Origin of the sequence: Saccharothrix syringae (assembly GCF_009498035.1) — a bacterium.
Lineage (GTDB): Bacteria > Actinomycetota > Actinomycetes > Mycobacteriales > Pseudonocardiaceae > Actinosynnema > Actinosynnema syringae.
Genome location: NZ_CP034550.1, coordinates 2,912,636 through 2,932,257, shown reverse-complemented (window position 1 = coordinate 2,932,257; position 19,622 = coordinate 2,912,636). Strand labels below are relative to the sequence as shown.

The 19,622-nt window shown below is 74.8% G+C and carries 21 protein-coding genes; 10 read left to right on the top strand and 11 right to left on the bottom strand.

The annotated features are described in order from the left end of the window. Window positions 1–40: 40 nt before the first annotated feature. Entirely contained in the window at window positions 41–880 is an 840-nt protein-coding gene (locus EKG83_RS13590) for an MmyB family transcriptional regulator (protein WP_033430916.1), read from the bottom strand. A 120-nt stretch (window positions 881–1,000) separates the two neighbouring features. Here EKG83_RS13590 and EKG83_RS13585 point away from each other — a divergent pair, with 120 nt between their 5' ends. From EKG83_RS13585 to EKG83_RS13570, 5 genes are all read left to right on the top strand, one after another. Continuing rightward, complete coding sequence (locus tag EKG83_RS13585) at window positions 1,001–1,996, top strand: aldo/keto reductase (RefSeq protein WP_033430915.1); 996 nt, start codon at window positions 1,001–1,003, stop codon at window positions 1,994–1,996. A gap of 252 nt (window positions 1,997–2,248) precedes the next feature. Beyond that, window positions 2,249–3,763 (top strand): ankyrin repeat domain-containing protein, encoded by a 1,515-nt coding sequence (locus EKG83_RS13580; protein ID WP_051765644.1) that lies wholly within the window; start codon window positions 2,249–2,251, stop codon window positions 3,761–3,763. A gap of 161 nt (window positions 3,764–3,924) precedes the next feature. Next, the gene (locus tag EKG83_RS13575; protein ID WP_033430848.1) at window positions 3,925–4,212 is read left to right on the top strand and encodes a hypothetical protein; all 288 of its coding nucleotides are present in this window, start codon (window positions 3,925–3,927) and stop codon (window positions 4,210–4,212) included. 51 nt (window positions 4,213–4,263) lie between these two features. Next, window positions 4,264–4,389, top strand: coding sequence for a hypothetical protein (locus EKG83_RS49000; protein ID WP_265590332.1), 126 nt, complete (start codon window positions 4,264–4,266; stop codon window positions 4,387–4,389). A gap of 75 nt (window positions 4,390–4,464) precedes the next feature. Further along, window positions 4,465–6,159, top strand: coding sequence for a M14 family zinc carboxypeptidase (locus EKG83_RS13570; RefSeq protein WP_063741325.1), 1,695 nt, complete (start codon window positions 4,465–4,467; stop codon window positions 6,157–6,159). 35 nt (window positions 6,160–6,194) lie between these two features. Here the strand turns inward: EKG83_RS13570 and EKG83_RS13565 are convergent, their stop codons facing one another. Continuing rightward, window positions 6,195–7,310: an FAD-dependent oxidoreductase gene (locus EKG83_RS13565; protein WP_033430847.1), complete on the bottom strand. Its 1,116-nt coding sequence runs from the start codon at window positions 7,308–7,310 to the stop codon at window positions 6,195–6,197. A 68-nt stretch (window positions 7,311–7,378) separates the two neighbouring features. On the opposite strand from EKG83_RS13565, the gene EKG83_RS13560 reads away from it, so the two are divergent. Then, window positions 7,379–8,059, top strand: a complete 681-nt coding sequence (locus EKG83_RS13560) for a TetR/AcrR family transcriptional regulator (protein WP_033430846.1) — start codon at window positions 7,379–7,381, stop codon at window positions 8,057–8,059. Window positions 8,060–8,098: 39 nt separating this feature from the next. Here the strand turns inward: EKG83_RS13560 and EKG83_RS13555 are convergent, their stop codons facing one another. Beyond that, the gene (locus EKG83_RS13555) at window positions 8,099–8,731 is read right to left on the bottom strand and encodes a TOPRIM nucleotidyl transferase/hydrolase domain-containing protein (protein ID WP_211269079.1); all 633 of its coding nucleotides are present in this window, start codon (window positions 8,729–8,731) and stop codon (window positions 8,099–8,101) included. A gap of 52 nt (window positions 8,732–8,783) precedes the next feature. Continuing rightward, window positions 8,784–9,197 carry a winged helix-turn-helix transcriptional regulator gene (locus EKG83_RS13550; RefSeq protein ID WP_033430845.1) on the bottom strand — a complete coding sequence of 138 codons (414 nt, stop codon included), beginning with the start codon at window positions 9,195–9,197 and terminating at the stop codon, window positions 8,784–8,786. Window positions 9,198–9,348: 151 nt separating this feature from the next. Here EKG83_RS13550 and EKG83_RS13545 point away from each other — a divergent pair, with 151 nt between their 5' ends. Next, window positions 9,349–10,074 carry an alpha/beta fold hydrolase gene (locus EKG83_RS13545; protein WP_033430911.1) on the top strand — a complete coding sequence of 242 codons (726 nt, stop codon included), beginning with the start codon at window positions 9,349–9,351 and terminating at the stop codon, window positions 10,072–10,074. 13 nt (window positions 10,075–10,087) lie between these two features. Here EKG83_RS13545 and EKG83_RS13540 read toward each other — a convergent pair whose 3' ends face one another. Together EKG83_RS13540 and EKG83_RS13535 are read right to left on the bottom strand one after the other, a co-directional pair. Beyond that, a complete protein-coding gene (locus tag EKG83_RS13540) occupies window positions 10,088–11,071 on the bottom strand; it encodes a GNAT family N-acetyltransferase (RefSeq protein WP_033430844.1) in 984 nt (327 codons plus the stop codon). A gap of 92 nt (window positions 11,072–11,163) precedes the next feature. After that, on the bottom strand, window positions 11,164–11,559 hold the full coding sequence (locus EKG83_RS13535; RefSeq protein ID WP_033430843.1) for a RidA family protein: 396 nt from the start codon (window positions 11,557–11,559) through the stop codon (window positions 11,164–11,166). 110 nt (window positions 11,560–11,669) lie between these two features. On the opposite strand from EKG83_RS13535, the gene EKG83_RS13530 reads away from it, so the two are divergent. Beyond that, window positions 11,670–12,680 carry a helix-turn-helix transcriptional regulator gene (locus tag EKG83_RS13530; protein WP_051765642.1) on the top strand — a complete coding sequence of 337 codons (1,011 nt, stop codon included), beginning with the start codon at window positions 11,670–11,672 and terminating at the stop codon, window positions 12,678–12,680. Here EKG83_RS13530 and EKG83_RS47680 read toward each other — a convergent pair. Further along, the gene (locus EKG83_RS47680; RefSeq protein ID WP_033430842.1) at window positions 12,650–12,844 is read right to left on the bottom strand and encodes a hypothetical protein; all 195 of its coding nucleotides are present in this window, start codon (window positions 12,842–12,844) and stop codon (window positions 12,650–12,652) included. The two genes, EKG83_RS13530 and EKG83_RS47680, sit on opposite strands and share 31 nt — an antisense overlap. A 231-nt stretch (window positions 12,845–13,075) precedes the next feature. Here EKG83_RS47680 and EKG83_RS13520 point away from each other — a divergent pair, with 231 nt between their 5' ends. Further along, a complete protein-coding gene (locus EKG83_RS13520) occupies window positions 13,076–14,248 on the top strand; it encodes a DUF4041 domain-containing protein (protein WP_063741324.1) in 1,173 nt (390 codons plus the stop codon). A 61-nt stretch (window positions 14,249–14,309) separates the two neighbouring features. Here the strand turns inward: EKG83_RS13520 and EKG83_RS13515 are convergent, their stop codons facing one another. Continuing rightward, window positions 14,310–16,112 carry a hypothetical protein gene (locus EKG83_RS13515; RefSeq protein WP_033430841.1) on the bottom strand — a complete coding sequence of 601 codons (1,803 nt, stop codon included), beginning with the start codon at window positions 16,110–16,112 and terminating at the stop codon, window positions 14,310–14,312. 60 nt (window positions 16,113–16,172) lie between these two features. Next, window positions 16,173–16,799, bottom strand: coding sequence for a hypothetical protein (locus tag EKG83_RS13510; protein ID WP_194283014.1), 627 nt, complete (start codon window positions 16,797–16,799; stop codon window positions 16,173–16,175). Between the two features lie 227 nt (window positions 16,800–17,026). Here EKG83_RS13510 and EKG83_RS13505 point away from each other — a divergent pair, with 227 nt between their 5' ends. Further along, window positions 17,027–17,911 (top strand): endo alpha-1,4 polygalactosaminidase, encoded by an 885-nt coding sequence (locus EKG83_RS13505; RefSeq protein ID WP_228122601.1) that lies wholly within the window; start codon window positions 17,027–17,029, stop codon window positions 17,909–17,911. A gap of 56 nt (window positions 17,912–17,967) precedes the next feature. Here EKG83_RS13505 and EKG83_RS13500 read toward each other — a convergent pair whose 3' ends face one another. Next, window positions 17,968–18,885 (bottom strand): NAD-dependent epimerase/dehydratase family protein, encoded by a 918-nt coding sequence (locus EKG83_RS13500; RefSeq protein ID WP_211269078.1) that lies wholly within the window; start codon window positions 18,883–18,885, stop codon window positions 17,968–17,970. After that, a complete protein-coding gene (locus tag EKG83_RS13495) occupies window positions 18,873–19,613 on the bottom strand; it encodes a nucleotidyltransferase family protein (protein ID WP_033430840.1) in 741 nt (246 codons plus the stop codon). Before EKG83_RS13495 ends, EKG83_RS13500 begins: the two co-directional genes overlap by 13 nt. Window positions 19,614–19,622 lie beyond the last annotated feature (9 nt).

Sequence of the window (19,622 nt, the reverse complement as noted above, 5' to 3'; positions counted from 1 at the left end):
GTGTCGATTCCCCACGCCGTCCGCGCTTCCGGCAGGGGCTTCACCGCACGGGCGTGGCCGGGAACTCCTCGGTACCGAGCACCCGCAGCAGGTCCAGTCGCTCGCGGGACTCGGCGTCGGCCGGGGTGAGCACCAGGAGCTGCTGGTTCTGGTCGGGGGTGACCAGGGTTTCGCAGTCCATCGCCAGGCGGCCCACCCGCGGGTGGCGGACGGTCTTGCGGTCGGTCCGCCGGACCGCGACCTCGTGCTCGGCCCACAGCCGCCGGAAGGCGGTGCTGCGGGTTCGCAGCCGGTCGACCAGTCCGGTGACGGCGGGGTCGCCAGCCCGGCGGCCGGCGGTCGCGCGCAGGTCGGCCACGAACCGGCGGCCGTGGTGCTCGTGCTCCTCCGGCGGGTGGGCGGCGCGGGTGGCGGGGTCGGTGAACCAGCGGTAGACGGCGTAGCGCCGGTCGCCGGTGTGGTCGGTGTGGTCGCCGGTGAGCAGGGCGGCCGCCCGGTTCCGGGCCAGGATCTCGCCCAGGTCGGACAGCACCAGGGCCGGGGTGTCGCCCAGCAGGTCGAGCATGCGCGTCAGGCCGGCGCCCGCCACCCCGTCGGCGGGCGGCGGGCGGTGGCCCGCCAGGTGGAACAGGTGGTCGCGCTCGTCGTCGGACAGGCGCAGCGCCCTGGCCAGCGCGGCGAGCAGCTGGGTCGAGGGCCGGCTGCTGCGGCGCTGCTCCAGGCGCACGACGTAGTCGACCGACACGCCGGCGAGCATCGCCACCTCCTCGCGGCGCAGGCCGGGGACGCGGCGGCGGGGGCCGTCGGCGATGCCGACCTCGGCCGGTCGGATCGCCGCGCGGCGGCGGCGCAGGAAGTCGGCGAGTTGGTCGCGGTGCACGGTCCCCATGGTCCTCCCGGCGGGCCGGTCGAGCCAGGGAGCGGTTCTCCCAGGATGAACGCTCCTCTCCCGCGCGTCGCGGTGCGGGCGCAGGGTGGGTGCATGACGAAGGAGGACGTGATGAGGACCCGCACCCTGGGCAGCGCCGGGCCGGTCGTTTCCGCGCTGGGGCTCGGCGCGATGGGCATGTCGGGCGCCTACGGGCCGGCCTACCGCGCGGAGAGCATCGCCACCGTGCACGCCGCGCTGGAGGCGGGCGTGACGCTGATCGACACCGGCGACTTCTACGCCATGGGCCGCAACGAGCTGCTGCTCGCCGAGGCGCTGCGCGGCCGGGACCGGGACGGCTACCGGCTCAGCGTCAAGTTCGGCATGCTGCGCGGGCCGGGGTCGGAGTTCGGCGGGCACGACGGCCGGCCGGAGGCGGTGAAGAACTTCCTGGCCTACTCGCTGACCCGGCTGGGCGTCGACCACGTCGACATCTACCGCCCGGCCCGGCTGGACCCGGCGGTGCCGGTCGAGGAGACGGTGGGCGCGATCAAGGAGATGGTCGACGCCGGGTACGTCCGGCACATCGGTCTCTCCGAGGTCGACGCGGCGACGGTCCGCCGGGCGCACGCCGTGCACCCGATCTCCGACCTGCAGATCGAGTACTCGCTGATCTCCCGCGCGGTGGAGGAAGAGGTGCTGCCGACCCTGCGGGAGCTGGGCATCGGCCTGACCGCGTACGGCGTGCTCGGCCGCGGCCTGATCTCCGGGCACTGGTCGGCCGGGCACACCGCCGGTCCCGGCGACAGCCGCGGCGCCAACCCGCGCTTCTCCAACGACAACGTGGAGCACAACCTCGCGCTCGTGGCGGCCCTGCGGCGGGTCGCCGAGGCCAGGGGCCGCACGGTCGCCCAGCTGGCCATCGCCTGGGTGGCCGCGCAGGGTCGGGACATCGTGCCGCTGGTCGGCGCCCGCACCCGCGAGCGGCTGGCCGAGGCGCTGCCCGCGGCGGAGCTGGACCTCACCGCGGCGGACCTCGCCGAGATCGAGGAGGCGGTGCCCGCGGGCTCTGCGCGCGGTGACCGGTACCCGTCGGCGTTCATGGCCGGCCTCGGCGTGGGGAACTGAGCCCTGGAGGGCACGAGGGGGTGTCCGCGGCGCTGCGGTGGCACGGGCCCGGGTGTGGTCCGCGCCCCGCTGCGGCCGGGGCCGGTTCCGGGACCACCTCGGCGGGCGGCTGGGCTAGGGTGGTGCCGGCTGCCAGGGAGCCACCGGTCCGCGGGAATGGGCTCAGCCCACCTGGCTCGTGCACCGCGTGTGCCCACCGCCCTCCTTTCGGCCTGACCGAGCGGACACCAGGCAGACTGGGAGGAGACCGCCGTGCCGACCTCGGCCATGCCCGAACGCCCCCACCTCGACAACTTCCGCCGGCAGGCCCGTGCCCTCCAGCGCGCCGCCCGGGCCGGTGACCCCGACGCCCTCGCGCGGCTGGCCCGTCACCACGCCGGTGGTCCCCGGCTCAGCGCGGCGCAGCTGGTCGTCGCCCGCGAGCACGGGTTCGCCAGTTGGCCCCGGCTCGTGCGCTACCTGGGCACCGCGGCCGAGCACGGCTGGGACACCCGGCTCGGCGCGGCGCCCGCGGCCGACCCGGCGGAGGAGTTCTGCCGCCTCGCGTGCCTGACCTACAGCCGCGAGGACGGGCCGGGGCGCTGGGCGCGGGCCCGCCGGCTGCTGGCCGAGCACCCCGGGCTGACCTCCCGGCACATCTGGGCCGCCGCGGCGGCCGCCCGCCCGGACGACGTCGGCCGGCTGCTCGCGGAGCAGCCCCGGCTGGTGGCGCAGCGGGGCGGCCCGTTCCGGTGGCGGCCGCTGTTCCACCTCGTCTACTCGCGCTTCGACGAGGCGGTGCCGGCCGAGCGGGTGCTCGCGGTCGCCCGGCTGCTGCTCGACGCGGGCGCCGACCCCGACGACGGCTACCTCTTCGACGCCCTGCCGTCGCCGTTCACGTTGCTGACCGGGGTGTTCGGGCACGGCGAGCTGGGGTCGCGGCGCCAGCCCCGCCACCCGCACTGGCGCGCGTTGGGCCGGTTGCTGCTCGACGCGGGCGCCGACCCCAACGACGCCCAGGCCCTCTACAACAGGATGTTCGAGCCGGACGACTCGCACCTGGAGCTGCTGTTCGAGTACGGGCTCGGCACCGGCGACGGCGGGCCGTGGCGGGCGCGCGTCCCGGAGCTGGGCACGCCCGCGCGGATGCTGCGCACCCAGTTGCGCTGGGCGGTCGAGCACCACCAGCCGGCCCGCGTGCGGCTGCTGGTGGAGCACGGCGTCGACTTCCGCTCGCCGTTCGAGGACGACGGGCCCGCGTGGAGCCCCGGCGACGGCCGGACGGCGGTCGAGCTGGCGCGACTCGGTGGTGACGCGGAGATCGCCGACCACCTCGTCGCGCGGGGGGCCGTGCCGCCCGGTCCCGATCCGGTGGGCGAGCTGGTCGCGGCGGCGTTCCGCGGGGACCGGTCCGCGGTCGACCGGGTCCGCGCCGAGCATCCGGGGGTGGTGGCGGAGGCCCGTCGCAGCCGTCCCGGGCTGGTGGTGTGGGCGGCGGCCCGGGGGTCCGTCGAGACGGTCGGGTTGCTGGTGGGGCTGGGGTTCGACGTGAACGCCTACGGTCGCGGGGACGCGCCGGTCGAAGAGGCATGGGAGACCGCGCTGCACCGCGGCGCGATGGCGGGCGACGTCGAACTCACGCGTCGGCTGCTGGCCCTGGGCGCCGATCCCGACCTGCGCGACCGGCGGTTCGACGCGACCCCGCTCGACTGGGCCCGGCACTTCCACCAGTCGTCGACGGCCGACCTGCTGGGGCCGGTGACGACGCCTTCGGCGAGTGGCGGGTGAGTGGGGGTTCCGGGCGGCGGTCGGGGCGAGGCGGGTCGTGTTCGACCCCCGACTGCGGTTCGAAACGCGTCCCAGATTCTCCCCAGATCAACAGTGCACCGTGGTGTCGCGGTGGCCGGTCCGACAGTCGGCCACCCTCACGAATTCCTCGAGGGGGAAGCATGGTTGTCCGCAAGTTGCTGGTCGGGGCGGGGATGGGTGCCGTACTGGCCCTGGGCACCGCGGCGGCTCCGGCGCAGGCCGCACCGGTGTCGGTGTCCGATGTGGTGATCCTGTCCTGCCCGCCCGGCGCACCGACGGCCCGGCCGGGCTACCGCTGCCTGTCGTCCTACGCGACGGAGGCGCAGTGCGACGAGGGGGTCAAGCGGAACATCGCCGCCACTCCCGCGACTTCGGGGTACTGCACCGGGTACCCGGGGCGCTGGTGGGGCTTCGTGAACGTCTACTGAGCCGGGTCTCGCCCGTTCACGCCGAAGAGGATTCCCGGTACCGCCTCCGGCGTGTCCGACGAGGTGGACGGCCTGTCGACGGCGATCGTCGGCAGGCCGTCCACCGTTGCGGCGACCGCGGCCGGAGAGCGGGCGACCTCGTTGTCCTTTCGGGCAGATTTCGCCTTCCTGTCGTGATCGACAGCTCCCGCGCCGGCGGACGCCAGCAGAGTGGTCGGCACCGCCGCTTCCCGTCCGTCCAGGAAGGATCCGATGAAGCGACACCGATCACGGCTCGCCCTGCTGTGCGCCGCCGCCACGCTCGTGGCGGTCGGCCCGGCGGCGGCGACCCCGGACGACCGGCCGCACCTCTACCAGGTGCACGCCCCGCTCGGCACGGAGCAGGCCCTGTTCGCCGGGGGCTTCGACGTGGTGGAGCACCGCGAGGGCGACGACCTGTTCGTGCTCGGCGACTCGACCACGGGCGCCGCGCTCGACCGGGCCGGGTTCGCCGCCACCCTGGACCAGGTGCTGCCCGACCCGCCCGAAGCCGCCGACGCCGACACCTTCTACGGCGGGTACCGCACCGTCGGCGCCCACGAGCGGCACCTGGACCAGGTGGCGCGCGAGCACCCCGACCTCGCCACCGTCGTCGACTACGGCGACTCCTGGCTGAAGACCCGGAACCGGGGCGGGCACGACCTGCGCGCCATCTGCATCACCCGCAAGCGGCCCGGTGACTGCGCCCTGTCCCCCGACGCGCCCAAGCCCCGCTTCTTCGTCATGGGTCAGCTCCACTCCCGCGAGCTGACCACCGGCGAGATCGCCTGGCGCTGGATCGACCACCTCGTGGGCGGCACCGACCCCGCCGTCGCCACCCTGCTGGACACCACCGAGTTCTGGGTGGTGCCCATCGCCAACCCCGACGGCGTGGACAACGTCCAGCGGGGCGGCGACTCGCCGATCTCCCACCGCAAGAACGGCAACGACACCGACCTGCAGGGCACCACCTGCGGCACGGCGTCCCACTCCCACCCCGGCGTCGACCTCAACCGCAACACCGGCTCGAACTGGGGCCTCCAGAACGCCTCCGAGCAGCAGTGCGACCAGAACTACCGGGGCAGCGCGCCGGAGTCGGAGCCGGAGACCCGGGCGCTGGAGGCGTTGTGGCGCTCCCTGTACCGGGACCGCCGCGCGGCCGACCCCGCCCAGGCCGCGCCCACCGACACCACGGGCCTGGTGCTGTCCCTGCACAGCTACGGCAACTACGTGCTGTTCCCCTGGAGCGGCGGCGCGCCCGACCGGCGCACCGGCAACGACGCGGCGCTGCGGGACCTCGCCCAGGAGCTGGCCGGGCTGGCGGGCCCCGGCTGGCAGTACGGGCAGTCCGGCCAGGTGCTGTACTCCGCGTCGGGCACCACCGACGACTGGGTCTACGACGACCTCGGCGTGGCCTCCTTCGTGTGGGAGGTGGGCCCGGCGCCGGAGGAGGCGTGCGGCGGGTTCTTCCCCGCCCACTCGTGCCAGGACGGGTTCTTCTGGCCCAAGGCGCTGCCCATGCTGCTGCACGCGGCACGCCACACCGCGGCTCCCTACGCGCCGGTGCCCGAACCGCCGACCCAGTGCGCCACGCGGGTCGACGACACCGACGTCCCGGTGGTCACCCGCACCCCGCCGGTCACCGTGAACCTCACCGTCACCGGCTGCCAGGGCGACGCCCGGTCCGCCTCGCGCGTCGAGGTGCACTTCAAGAACCTCTCGGGTTCCGTCATCACGCTGGACCTGATCGCCCCGGACGGCACGTCCTACCGCCTCCGGCACCAGCTCGTGAGCACCCTGCCCGACCCCGGCGGTTCCTTCACCGTCGACCTGTCCCGCGAGTCCCGCAACGGCACCTGGCAGCTGCGGGTGCACAACGCCATCTGGGTGGGGACGGGCGTCCTCGACCGGTGGAGCCTGTCGCTGTAGCCCGCTGCCGAGAGGGATCGCCGCCGGCGGTCCCCTCAGGCCGGTCGGAAGAACGCGAGCATCCGCCGGGCGGCGTCCGGTGCCGTCAGCATCTCCTGGATGCGGGCGGACATCCGGGCCGCGGCGCCGGCGCGTTCGAACATCTCGCGCTCGTACTCCCCGACGGCGGCGGGGAGGTCGTCCGGGTGCGCGGCCAGCGCGAGGCCGAGCAGGGCGCCGTCGAGCAGGGCCGCGTTGGCGCCCTGCCCCACCGGCGGCATCAGGTGCGCGGCGTCGCCGAGCAGCGTGACGCCCGGCTTCGACGGCCAGGTCAGGCCGACCGGGAGGGTGGTGATCGCGCGCGGCACGACCACGTCGTCGCAGGCGGCGATCAGCGCGGTGGAGCGCGGGTCCCAGTCGGCGAACTCCTCGACCAGCCGCGCCCGCGCGGCGGGCGGGTCGCCGAACGGGATGCCGCAGGTGTCGACCCAGTCCTCGGCGGTGCGGTAGAAGCTGAGGTAGACGCGCACGCGGCCGTCGCCGTTGCGCTGCGCCGACAGGGACCGCCCGTCGCCGAGCACCCAGTAGTTACCGCGCCCGACCAGCGCCGCGAGGTCGGGGTGGGTGCGGTCGACGTCGGGGATGCCGAGTTCGACGGCGTGCTGGCCGGTGTGCGCCGGGCGGGCGTCGGTGAGCAGCGGGCGGACCCGGGAGTCGGCACCGTCGGCGCCGACCAGCAGGTCGTACGTCGCGCTGCCGCCGTCGGCGAAGTGCACCACGCCGTCGTCGGCGCGCTCGAACGCGTGCCCCCACCGCACCGCGTGGTCGGGGAGGGAGTCCAGCAGCAGGTCGCGCAGGTCGGCGCGGTCGACCTCGGGCCGGTCCAGCGGGGCGTCGTCGGGCGTGTCCTCCTGGAGCAGCAGGGTGCCGTCCGGCTCCAGGAGGCGCAGGTCCTGCCCCTCGCCGCGGGCGATCGCGCGGAACCCGTCGATCAGGCCGGCCTCGCGCAGCGCCCGCTGCCCGGTGTCGGAGTGGATGTCGAGCATGCCGCCCTGGCCGCGGGCGTCGCGCGAGGCGTCGCGTTCGTACACGACGGCGTCGACGCCTTTCACGTGCAGCACGCGGGCGAGGGCCAGGCCGCCCAGGCCGGCGCCGATGATGGCGATGGTCATGGCTCCCCCTTCGATACACTGTATCTCTCAATACACCGTATCGCGCCATGCGTTGTATTGTCACCCGCATGGTGGTGTGGGAGCGGCCGGAGCCGCCGGAGCGACCGTCGCCGGCCCCGCTGAGCCGGGAGCGGATCGTGCGGGCGGCGCTCCGGCTGGCCGACGCGGACGGCCTGGAGGCGGTGTCGCTGCGCAAGGTCGCCGCCGCGCTGGGTGCCGGGCCGATGCGGCTCTACGGCTACATCGCCACCAAGGAGGAACTGCTCGACCTGGTGGTCGACGCGGTCTACGCCGAGATCCGGCCGACCGGGGACGGGTGGCGGGAGGTGCTGCGCTCCCTCGCCGAGAGCACCCGGCAGGCCGTGCACCGGCACGAGTGGCTGGCCGACCTGATCGGCGGGCGGCCCCAGCTCGGACCGCACGCGCTGGCCAGGGGCGAGGCCGTGGTGGCCGCGCTGGGCGGCGTCGACCTCGACCTGGTGATGCCGGTGGTCGGCGCGGTCGACGCGTACGTGATCGGCGCGGTGCGCCGGGAGATCGCCGAGCGGCGCGCCGAGCGGGCCACCGGGATGGACAAGCGGCAGTGGCAGGCCACCTTCGGGCCCTACCTGGAGCGAACCTTCGCCACCGGCCGGTTCCCGGCGCTGGCCGGGGTCGTCCGCGACGCCGCCCACCTGGACGCCGACGAGACCTTCCGGCTGGGCCTGGACTTCCTCCTCGACGGCATCGGGGCCCGCATTGAGGGGTGACCGCGCGGCGGCGTCGGACGGCGGCGTCGGACGGCAGTGTCAGACGGCGGCGAGCAGGGCGGTGAGCGGTCGCGGGATGCGGTCCAAGGGGACGGCCCCGGTCAGCAGGCGGGCGTAGCGGAGCTTGCGCCGCGAGCCGGCGGCGAGGAAGCGGCGCAGTTGCGCCGCCTCGTCCCTCCCCCGCCACGCGGGTTGCCGCTGGATCTTGCGGAACGCGCCGAGGTCCCCGTGCCCGTCGAGGACCCCGAGCACCCGTTCGGTCCCGGCGGCGCGGATCAGCTCGTCCTCCAGGTCCTCGACGCAGACGAAGAAGCCCGAGCGCTCCAGGTCGGTGCGCGGGCCGAGGCCGGCGGCGGCCAGGCCCCGCGCGACGACGTGCGCCTCACCGGCGTCGCAGAGCCCGGCCAGCCGCACCCCTTCGGCGCCGAACCGCCGCAGGTGGCGGGTCACGCCGTGGGCGCCGCCGACGGGCAGGACCACGACGTGTTCGGCCGCCAGGTCGCGGCCCAGTCGCGCGGCGGCGGTCTCGACCGCGATCTGGTCGCTGACGCCCTCGACGAGCACGACGGCGCGGGCGCCGCCCGCCCGCGCCAACGCCGCGGCGGTCGCCTCGGTCGCGGCCGCCGGCCCCGTCACGTAACCCGCGAGGAGGTCCTCGCCCTGTCCCGGCACGCGCCCACCGTCGCCCACGGCGGCCGGTCGGCGCCACCGGATTTCGCCCGGGTCACGTGCCCCCGGACCGCCCCGGGGGAGCGACGCCCCGGTCCGACCGGGCACGGGCGTCGTACCGGGCGCGGGCGTCGTCGATGTGCGCCAGGTGCGCGACGCTCCACTCCAGCAGGGGCGCGGCGGCCTCGCGCAGCGTCTTGCCCATCGGGGTCAGTTCGTAGCTGACGTGGGGCGGCATGACGTTGTGGACGGTGCGCGTCAGGATGCCGTCGCGTTCCAGGCCGCGCAGCGTGACGGTGAGCATGCGCTGGCTGATCCCGTCGATGTCCCGCTTGAGCTCGGTGAAGCGGCGCGGTCCGTGCCGAAGGTTGCGCACGACCAGCAGCGACCACTTGTCACCGACGATGTCGAGCACCACGCGGGTCCGGCACGCGTCGTCCGGCCTCGGCCCGCCGCTCGTCGTCGCCATGGTTACCTCCGGGGAACCGGGGCACGGGAATGTGCCTTATTGCCGGGGGCTCGGCGGGCGATCACGATGATCACAGTTCCCGAGCGGTACCGGGTTACCAATGGTAACCACCGGTGCCGCGCCACGTCCCGAACCGGAGGTCGCCGAGACCATGTCCACATTCCTCCTCGTGCACGGCGCCTGGCACAGCGGACGGTGCTGGGAGCGGGTGGTGCCGCTGCTGGAGTCGGCCGGGCACCGGGTGTTCGCGCCGTCGCTGACCGGGTGCGGCGACAAGGCGCACCTGCTCGGCCCGGAGGTGGGGCTCGACACGCACGTCGCCGACGTCGTCGGGCTGATCACCGGGGAGGACCTGTCCGACGTGGTCCTGGTGGGGCACAGCTACGCGGGCCTGGTCATCTCCTCCGCGGCCAACGAGGTCCCCGACCGGATCGCGCACCTGGTCTACCTCGACGCGATGGTCCCCGAGGACGGCGAGACCGCGATCGACGTCCAGCCCGTGACGAAGGAGCTGATCGACCTCGCCGCCCGCGACGGCGACGGCTGGCGGATCCCCCCGCTGCCCGAGCTGCCGCCGCCCCACGGCCTGTTCGGGGTCACCGACCCGGCGGACGTGGCGTGGTTGCGCGGGATGCTCTCGGACCAGCCGGTGCGCTGCCTGCAACAACCGGTCCGGCTGGACAACCCGGCCGCGGCCGCGATCCCGCGGACGCACGTCCACTGCGTCGGGGCGGTGCCGGCGGGCATCACCCGGCGGCCCGTCCCCGCGGTGCAGCCCAACGGTTCCCCGGCCCGGGTGCGGGAGCTGCGGACCGGTCACGACTGCATGATCACCACGCCCGTCGAGCTGAGCGAACTGCTGCTGGAAGTCGGCTGAGCGCCTCGGCGCCTCAGGACGCGGGAGCGGGTACTTCGAGCGCCCAGCGCACGTACCGCATCGTCGGCGTGAAGCCGGCCTTCTCGAAGAGCCCGGGCGCCCCGGAGGGACCGGCCGAGTCCACGCTCGCGCTGGCGCGGTGGTAGCCCCGGTCGGCCGCCGCCTCCAAGGCGTGGCCGACCAGCGCGCCGGCGACGCCGCGCCCCCGGTGCTCCCGCAGCGTCCCGACGATCATGAAGTGCGCGTCGCGGATGCCGGTGGCCAGCGCGTCGGCCTCCCAGTGCATGGTCACCAGCACGCCCACCGGGGTCCCGCTCGCCGCGTCCCGGATCAGGAAGCTGACCTCGGGCCGGAACGTCTGGTTGGTGATCTTGTTCCGCCAGGAGTCCGCGGGCATCGGCGCGGCACCCCAGTGGTCCGCGTAGGACTCGTTGCGCACGAACCGGAAGTCCTCGTCGTTGTGCTCCGACCACGGCTCGACCCGCAGCCCGTCGGGGATCACCGCGGTGCCGGGCGGGACGTCGAGCGGGCGCTCCACGCGCCGGTAGTGGCGGACGGGCGTGAAACCCCGCGAGCGCATGAGCTGCGGCAGGCCGGCGATGTGCTCGGCCTTGTGGACGTCGACCACGAGCGCCAGCGCCGGGTGGTGCAGCGCGTGCACCACCCCCGCCGCCGCCACGCCGGCCCGCACGAGCGCGGTGCCCACGCCCCGGCGGCGGTGGTCGGGGTGGACGCCGCCGTCGAGGAAGACCCGGTGGACCCCCACCGCGGACGGCTTGTGGCGGACCTTCACGTAGCCGACCATCACGTCGCCGTCGAAGGCGGCCAGGCTCGCGCGCTCCAGGTCCGCGTACGGGTCGACCAGCTCCTGGAGGGTGTCCTCCTCGGTGTAGTTCTCGCCGATCCGGTCGACGGCCTCGATGGCGTTGAGCAGGTCGGCCGACGCCTTGGCGTCCTCGCGGGTGAGCGGCCGCCACGTCAGGGAACCGGGGTGCACGCCGGCGACGGTAACCGCCGCGCGCGCGGGTTGTCGCCTGGTTTGACCGCCCGCCCGCGCCGGGTGGACCGGCGCGGGCGGGCGGCGCCGCGTCAGGCGACGGCGGTGCCCTCCAGTTCGACCACCAGGGTGGGGATCGCCAGTCGCGTCACCCCGAGCATCGTGGTGGTCGGCGCCACGCCGGCGGCGCCCAGCCGCGACGCCAGCACCCCGTAGTGCCGGAGGAGCAGGTCGACGTCGGTGGTGTGGACGTTGAGCCGCACGAGGTTCGCCAGGGACATGCCGGCCCCGGCCAGGACGGCCTCCAGGTTGTCCAGGCTCAGCGCCAGCTGTGCCGCCATGTCACCGGCGTGCAGGGGCTCGCCGTCACCGCTCATCGCGGTCTGCCCGGCGCAGTACAGGGTCCGGGTGTGGCCGGAGACGATCTCACCCTGGTTGTACCCCAGCCCCACCGACCACTGCCACGGGTTGACCGCCGTTCGCTCCACAGCCACATCAGCTCCATTCTCGACAGCACGCGGCCCGACGGCCGCTTCGAGCCGGAAGCCTCCCCGCCAATCACGACACCCTGTGTCGTGTATTCCGATAGTGTTCTCCGGTGCGCGCCGACCGGTTGGTCTCGCTGGTGCTGCTGCTGCGCCGGCGCGGTCGGCTGTCCGCGGCCACGCTGGCCCGCGAGCTGGAGGTGTCCACCCGCACCGTGCTGCGCGACGTCGAGGCGCTGTCCGCGGCCGGTGTCCCGGTCTACGCCGAACGCGGCCGGCACGGCGGTTTCGCGCTGCTGCCCGGTTTCCGCACCGAGCTGACCGGGCTCAACCACGACGAGGCCCTGGCCCTGCTGATCGCCGGTTCGCGGCGCGGCGCGCAGGCGTTCGGCCTCGGCTCGGCCCTCGCCTCCGCCATGCTCAAGGTGGTCGACGCGCTGCCCGAGGGCCACCGGGCCGCCGCGGACTGCGTGGCCGAGCGGTTGCTCATCGACCCGGAGACCGACCTCCTCTCCCGCCGCGTGGCCGCCGAGGAGCTGCCCGACGCCGTGGTCGCCGAGGTCCGGCGCGCGGTGTTCGCCGGGCACCGGCTGCGCATCCGCTACGCGGCCGCGGGCGGGGAACCGCGGTGGCGCACCGTCGACCCGATCGGCCTGGTCACCGTGCGCGACCAGGGCTACCTGCTGGCCACGAGGTCCGGTGAGGACCGCACCTACCGGCTGTCCCGCGTGCTGGCCGCCGAGGAACTCGACGAACCCGCGCGGCGACCGGACCGGGTCGACCTGGACCGGGCCTGGCGGGAGCGCGGCACGCGCTTCCGCACCGGCGGCGACCAGGTCGCCGTGCTGGCCCGCGTCGACCCGGCGCGGCGGCAGGAGCTGGCGGGCACCGCGCTGGCCGTCCTGGCCGAGGAGACCGACGCGGACGGCCGGCTGCGGCTGGAGGTGACCTTCCAGGACGCCCGGCACGCCCGGTGGGCGCTGTGGCAGCTCGCCGCGGACGCGGAAGTCCTCTCCCCGCAGTGGTTGCGCACCGCCCTGCACGACCGCGCCGCCGCGATCGCCGCCCGCTACGGGGCGTGCTCCCCGGCCGATCAGGAGCCCCGGGCACCGTCCTCCAGGTAGGCGGCGAGGTTCGCCAACGAGGAGGCCGGCCCGGCGGCGTGGTCCTCGGAGACGAAGTCGGGCGGCAGCCACGCCGCGCTGGACCGTTCGCCCCGGCGCGTGCGGCCGGACGGCGGTCGGTCGAACGACCCATGCCACGCCGTCGCGGGTGGCCTACGGTCCACACCGACCACGTTCGAACCGGGAGCCGGTGACGACGGCCCGCACGCGCGGGGGTCGCCGGTACTGGGGGTGTCGGCGATCCCCGCCTCGGGCAGGGCACGGGGCGCCGTGCGGGCCGGACGGTCCCGTCAGGGGCCCGATCACCGGGCCCGACGCCTGGCCGATCCGGGGTGACACGACCGGGGACCGCACGTGTCCCGCGCTCCCCGGCGCGGCTCGTGGAGAGGACCGGGGTGGCTCTGTTCGGCAACAGGGAGAGCGCGGAGGTCGCCGCGCTCCAGCAGCAGTCGGCCTCGGCGCACGCCGCGATCGCGGAGTTGCGCGGCTGGGTGGGGCAGCTCCGCGGCGCGGGCACCCCGGCACTGGGGGCGTCGCGGCAGCGCCTGGCCGCCGAGGTCGGCACGTGGCAGTCGCAACTGGTCGAGACCCGCGAACCGGCCCCGCTCCACGAGGTCGGGATCTACGAGTACGCGCACCCCCTGGACAGCGCGCTCGCCTACAAGGGCGACGCGGTGGCCTGCCAGGTCGACTGGGCGGTGAACGGCTCGGTCGAGGAGGGCCAGAAGCTCGGCCGGGACATCGCCAAGCTGATGCCGCGCGCCTACGACACCGAGGCCGACAACGCGGTGCGCGCGGTCAAGCCGCACACCCGCGAGGCGGTGAAGAAGCGGCTGCGGCTGCACGAGATCGACCTGACCGCCGACCACCTCGTCAAGGCGGAGGCCGAACGCGAAGCGGCCCGCGCGGAGCGCGAGAAGCTCCGCGAAGAGGCCAAGGTGATGAAGGAGATCGAACGGGAACGGGCCCGCCCGGCCAAGGAACGCTCCCACTACGCCACCGTCGTGGCCAAGCTCGAAGCGAAGGGCGACCACGAAGGACTGGCCCGGGCACGGGAGCAGCTCGCCTCGGTCGAGGACGCCATCACCGGCGTCGAGCAGCGGGCCGCCAACGTGCGGGCGGGCTACGTGTACGTGATCTCCAACGTCGGCGCGTTCGGACCCGACGTGGTCAAGATCGGCATGACGCGGCGGCTCGAACCGATGGACCGCGTCCGGGAACTCGGCGACGCCTCCGGGCCGTTCCGGTTCGACACCCACGCCCTGTTCTTCTACGCCACCCCGGCCGAGGTCCGCGACCTGCTGGCCGAGTGGGGCAACGACCACGTCCTGGAGTACACCGAGACCGCGGAGGCCGTCGAGTGGCGCGCCTCCGAGCCCGGCCGGCGTCACGGCGACGGCGCGGCACCGCACCCCCGGCCCGTGCCGTTGGCCGCCACGCGCACCGACGCTGGCGCGGACGGCGACCTGACCGAGCGGCGCGGGCCGCGCCCGCCGCGCCTCGGCTGGACGTCGTCTGAGGGCGTCGAGCTCTCGTCGGACGCGTTCTGCGACGCAATCACATTTTAGCCCACACTGAAGTTATAGAGCATGAAAGATTTTCATTGCAGCGGGCACGCGATGACGTACGTCACTGCAGCCGCTGTGCCGCGTGACGTGCCCGGTTCCTGATCGCAGGAGGGATGCTGCGGTCCTCCGCCAGTGCGTGGAGCCTCGTCGTCGCGGCCTCGCGGTCCGACTCGCCCAGGGCGACCGCGGCCCTCAGCCGCGCGTCCTCGTCCTCCGCCGCGCTGTCGGCGATCGTCCTGAGCACGGCGGTCCGGTCCTCGGGCGCCAACTGCTCGACGAGGCGTTCGCGGAGCGAGTACGACACGGACGGGGTGGCGGCCAGCCTCCGCAGGTAGCGCCTGTCGTCGACGGTGCCCTTCGAGGCGGCTTCCCGCGCCGCCTCCACGCGCACGGCGGCGGCCTCGTCGGGATCGCGCGCGAACTCCCGCACCAGTGCGAGGGCCTTGCGGTGCCCGATCCCGCGCGCGAACCGCAGGCGGTCCTCGAACCGCAGGTCGCGGCGTCGGGCGAGTTCCTCGCAGACCTGCCCGCCCCGCACCGGGTCGATCTTCGTCATCGCCGACACCACGGCGTCCCGCTGCGCCGTGGTCGCCTCGTCCGCCACGGCCATGCCCCGGTAGAGGTCGGTCGTGCGCCGCGGGCCCAGGAACCGGGCCGCTCGGGCCACTGCCTCCGCCCTGACGCGGAACGGGACCCGCTGGTCGGTGGTGTAGTCGCCGATCCGGCCGAAGGCGGCGTCGGGGAACAGCTTCGCCAGCAGGGTGAGGGCGCGCACCTCGTCCTGGCCGTGCTCTTCGAAGCTGTCGACGACGCCCAGGAGGATGCCGGGGGTCGCCGCCTCCGGATCCCGCTCCAGGGCCAGGAACCGGTCCCGCGGTGGCATGGTCGGGTCCGCCGCCAGCTCGGCCGTCACCTCCGGTCCCCTGCCGAGGTGTTCGCGGAGGTACCGGGTGGTCTGCACGCGCACCGGGGGCGCACCGGTCCCGCGGAGCACGTCCAGGCGGGCTTCCAGGCGCTTCGGCGCGACGCCGTGCAGGTCGTTCATCACCTCGCCGCGCACGGCGTCCACCGAAGCGCTCTCCAAGAGGTCGACGAGCAGGTCGACACCCCGGTACCGGTCGTGGGACAGGACGCGGCGCGACGCGGCCAGCCGGTGGGCGTCACCGAGCGCCCGGTTCGCGCCGGTCGTGGCGAACAGGTCGAGCGCCGCCGCGGCGTCGTGGCGCTCGACGTGCCCGGCCGCCCGGTTGCGGACCGCGCCGTCGGGCGACCGGTCGGCGACCCGGGCGAACACGGCCACCGCGGTCGCGGGATCGCGTGCGGCGAGCACGTCGTCGACCGCCCAGCAGACCGCGGGGGACACCCCGGGGTCGGAGGCGAGTTCACCGGCGACCCAGTCCGAGTCCTCCGGGAAGTTCTCGTGGAGGAAGAGCCAGGCCCGGTACCGCTCGGCCTCGCGCCTGGACCCGTTCGCCGCGAGCCTCTGCAGGACGGTGACGGCGAGGTCGGGTGCGACTCCCGCGTACCACCCGGCGTAGAGCCGCCACGGGCCGTCGGCGGCGTGGCCGTTCACCAGCTTGCGCAGCGCCTCCCCCGCCGCCTCCACGACGTCCCGGGGAACGGCTACCCGGCGCTCGACCAGGGTCGCCACGAACCCGGCGTTGGTCCGCCGGACCACCGGCCACGTCAGCCTGCGCAGCGGTCCGCCCAGGTCGATCCCCGCCTCGGCGCAGCGCTCCACCAGGGCGACCACCGCCTCCAGGTCCGGCCACGGCCAGGTCCGCCGCGGGCGCAGCGCCCGGCGGGCCGTCCGGCCGTCCGGGGTGTCGTGGTGCGGGTCCGCGCTGCGCCGAGGCTCGTCCACGCGCCCCAGGCAAGCACAACCCGGCCCGGGGCGGACCGCAGAAGTGCCGACTTCAGGGCCTCACAGGCACGGCGGGCGGTAGTGGTCGACGCGCAGACCCCGGAAGGTGATGTCGTTCGGGGTCTTGCCGACGAAGACCAGGCCGCGGGCCTCGCCCAGCGCCGAGGCGAACGAGTGCGACGGCTGCCCCAGTTCGGGCAGCCACGTCCACCTGTCGGGGGCGAAGCCGAAGAACCTGCGCACGGTCCTCCCGCCGGTCGACGGGACCGGGGTCAGCCACTTGTCGCCGCCGCTCCAGTGGGACGCGGGGCGCAGTTGGACGTAGAGGTCGTCGGTCGCGCTGTAGGTCAGCCAGAAACCGGACGAGTCGGACAGGTCCGCCTGGGCCTCGAACCGGTTGCCCAGCCACACGACGACCACGTGCCAGTCGGTGCCCAGGAACGCCACCTCGGCCGCGTACCGGTGGTGCTCGCGCACGAGCAGGCTGCCGGTGGCCGGGACGGTGGCGCCCTCGCCGGAGGCCAGCCACTGCTGCAGCCGGTCGATCGACGGGGTCGCGCACTCGTGGCCGCGCCGGGGCGGCGGACCGCCCGCGTGGGCCACGGCGGCCGAACCGACCAGGGCGAGCACCAGCACGTGGACCAGCGCCGCGACCGCGACCACCGCACGACCAGGAGTTCCGCGCATTCCCCGGAAGCTAGCAGATCGGGGTGTCACCCGGCAGATGGCTTCGGAGGGTGGTGCGGACCGCGCCCGGGCTCGGCGGAAGTGCGATCGCCGCAATCCGGCGATACGATTTCCCGGAAGCCATTTCCACCGGGGCTCGCGTTCTCGCACGGGGAGGTCGGGGCCCTGACCGGCCCTCGAATTCCGACATCGGAAAACCCGATCGGGTGAAAAAACCGTTCAATATGGTGAAATTACACAGCCGGTTCTTCGCGATGCTCTCGGCGTTGCTCGTCCTGGGCGCGGCGGCCTGCACCACGGTCGAGTCCGCCGAGGGCGGACTCGTCTACCAGTTGCAGGACTACCAGGACGGCCGGCTCAACGCGCTGACCGGCACCCCGGCCGACTACGCCGTGATCGACCTGGCGCGGGACGCCGGCGACTCCTACTTCAGCGCCGAGGAGGTCGCCGGGCTGCGCGCGTCCGGCAAACAGGTGCTGGCCTACTTCGAGATCGGCTCGGTGGAGTCCTTCCGCCCCGACTTCACCGCGATCCGCGACGCCGGGCTGCTGCTCAACGAGTGGTCGAGCTGGCCCGGGGAGTACTTCGTGCGGTACTGGGCACCGGAGTGGTGGGACCTGGCGGTCCGGCCCCGGGTGGACCGCGCGCTGCGCGCCGGCTTCGACGGCGTCTACCTGGACACGCCCCTGGCGTACGAGGAGATCGACCAGGCGCTGGTCCCGGGGTTCGACCGCGCGAAGCTGGCCCGGCTCATGGTCGGGCTGGTCGGGCGGGTCAGCGCGTACGGCAAGGGCACCGACCGGGATTTCCGGGTCTACCCGCAGAACTCCCCCGAGCTGGCCGAGTACCCCGGGTACCTGGACTCGATCGACGGCATCGGGGTGGAGGAGCTGTTCTTCCAGGCCACCGACCAGCCGTGCGCGGCGGACTTCTGCGCCACCGACCTGGCGGCGACCCGGAAGGTGCGCGAGGCCGGGAAGACCGTGCTGGCCGTGGACTACGCGATCGTCCCGGAGAACGTCGTGGAGGCGTGCCGCCGCTACCGCGAGGAGGGGTTCGCGGGGACGGTGACCGTGCGGTCCCTGGACGTGATCGGCACGCCGTGCCGGTGAACCGCGGGGCGCGCCGACCGGTGAGGGGCACGGGCACCCCCGGAGGCCGTGCGCGGTCACGCCGGGCACGCCCAGAGGTCGCGCACGGACGCCGCCAGGTCGTGCCGCGGCCCCCAGCCCAGCGCCCGCCGGATCCGGGTCGGGTCGGCCGCGATCCACCGCACCGCGCCCGACCTGGCCGGCGCCGGGTCCGCCTCCACCACCCGCCCGCCGAAGCCGGACGCCTCGACCAGCAGCCCGACCGCCTCGCGCACCGGGACCGCGGTGCCGGTGCCGACGTTGAGCACCGGGCCCACCGGTCCCGGCGCCAGCGCGGCGGCGGCGATGGCCCCGGCGACGTCGCGCACGTCCACGAAGTCGCGGTGGGCGTCCAGCGGGCCCAGCCGGACGGTCCCGCCGGTGGCCGCGGCGGTGCGGATGGCGGCCGCCGCGCGGCCCAGCACCGTGCCGGTGGGCGTGCCGGGGCCGACCGGGTTGAACACCCGCGGCACCACCGCGTCCAGCCGGCCCGCGGCGACCGCCGCCCGCACCAGGGCCGTGCCGGCCAGCTTGGTGATCCCGTACGGGGACACCGGGCGCTCGGGCGCGTCCTCGGCGACCGCGCGGCCCTCCGGCACCACGCCGTACTCGGCCGCCGAGCCGACGGTGACCAGCCGGGCGCCCGGCGCCGCCGCGGGCACCGCGTCGAGCAGCCGGGCCACCGCCGTCACGTTCGCCGCGACCAGCTCCGCGGCCGTGCCGTCCAGCAGGCCGGCGCAGTTGACCACCGCGTCCGGCGCGACCGCGGCCAGCAGGCCGGCGAGCCCGGCGGGGTCGTCGGCGGCCAGGTCGTGCCGGACCCAGCCGGGGCCGCGCGGCGCGGCGCGGCCGACCCGCACCACCGCGACGCGCCCCGGCCGGGCGGACAGCGCCCGGTCGACCCACCGGCCGAGGTGCCCGGAGGCGCCGAACAGCAGCACCGTCACCCGGCGCACGAGCGCACCCGCCGCGGTCCGGTGGGCAGCAGCGTCGACCGGAACCGGTCGAAGCACCGGTTGGCCTCGTCGTAGTCGTCGGGCCGGCCGATGTCCAGCCAGTAGCCGTCGAACTCGTAGGCGGCCGGCTCCTCGCCCCGGGCCAGCAGGTCCAGCACCAGCTCGTCCAGTCCGAAGGGGACGTTGCGCGGGTACGGGGCGAGCGTCTTGCGCGCCATCGCGTACACGCCCATGCTCGCGCCGTACGACAGGACCGGTTTCTCGACGAACTCCACGATCCGGCCGTCGACCGCCTCCAGCGTGCCGAAGTCGATCCGCACCTCGCGCCGGCGGGTGGCCACCGTCAGCGGCGCCTCGCGGGCCACGTGGTGCTCCAGCAGCGCGACGTAGTCCAGGTCGGTGAGCACGTCGCCGTTCATCACCAGGAAGTTCTCGGGCAGCTGGTCCAGGAAGTTCAGCAGCGGGCCGATGGTGGACAGCGGCGCCTCCTCCTCGGAGTAGTCCACCGCGACGCCCCACCGCGACCCGTCGCCGACGAAGGCGCGGATCAACGAGCCGAGGTGGCCGATCGCCAGCGTGACGCGGTCGAACCCGTGCGCCCGCAGCTGTTGCAGGATGATGTCGAGGATCGCGTACTCCTCCCCGATGGGCACCAAGGGCTTCGGCAACGCCGTGGTGTAAGGCCGCAGCCTCACCCCTCGGCCGCCCGCGAGTATCACCGCGTGCATGTGGAATCC